The following is a 914-nucleotide window of genomic DNA, read 5'->3' as shown; positions in this document are numbered from 1 at the left end:
TCGATAGCGACGGTATCGCTCAGTGGTGAACTGCCGGAAAAGCTCGACGCGATCGCGCGGGCGGGATTTGCCGGTGTCGAGATATTCGAGAACGACTTTCTCGCCTTTGATGGCAGCGCCCGCGACGTCGGCGCGATGGTGCGCGATCATGGCCTGGAGATCACACTGTTCCAGCCGTTTCGTGATTTTGAAGGCATGCCCGAGCCGCAGCGCTCGCGTGCCTTCGACCGGGCCGAGCGCAAGTTCGACGTGATGCAGGAACTCGGCACCGATCTGGTGCTGGTCTGCTCCAATGTGTCGCCGATTGCCCTTGGCGGGCTCGACCGCGCTGCAGCGGATTTCCATGAACTCGGTGAACGCGCCGCAAAACGCGGCTTGCGTGTCGGCTATGAGGCGCTCGCCTGGGGCCGGCACATCCATGATCATCGCGACGCCTGGGAGATTGTCCGGCGGGCCGATCACGCCAATATCGGCCTCATCCTCGACAGCTTCCATACGCTTGCCCGCAAGATCGATGTCAACTCGATCCGCTCGATCCCCAGGGAAAAGATCTTCATCGTCCAGCTGGCAGACGCGCCGCTGATCGACATGGATTTGCTCTATTGGAGCCGCCACTACCGCAACATGCCGGGCGAGGGCGATCTTCCGGTGCTCGATTTCATGCGCGCGGTCGCCGCCACCGGCTATGACGGCTATCTGTCCCTCGAGATCTTCAACGACCAGTTCCGCGGCGGCTCGCCCCGATCGATCGCCATCGACGGTCATCGATCGCTGATCTACCTCGGCGACCAGGTGAAGCGCAGCGAACCGGACATCGTCATGACGATTCCGCCGATGCCGGCGCCCATCGAGGTCACCGGCGTCGAATTCGTGGAGTTTGCCGCCAATGAAGAAGAGGCCAGAGAGCTTGCATC

1 protein-coding gene is annotated in these 914 nt (G+C 62.1%); it reads left to right on the top strand.

From position 1 onward, the window contains the following. The coding region (locus CU102_RS28305; protein WP_146146492.1) for a sugar phosphate isomerase/epimerase family protein at positions 1-914 on the top strand (914 nt) is incomplete at both ends.

Source organism: Phyllobacterium brassicacearum, from assembly GCF_003010955.1.
Taxonomy (GTDB): domain Bacteria; phylum Pseudomonadota; class Alphaproteobacteria; order Rhizobiales; family Rhizobiaceae; genus Phyllobacterium; species Phyllobacterium brassicacearum.
The sequence above is the reverse complement of the archived record's forward strand: the minus strand, read 5'-3'. Positions and strand labels throughout refer to the sequence as shown.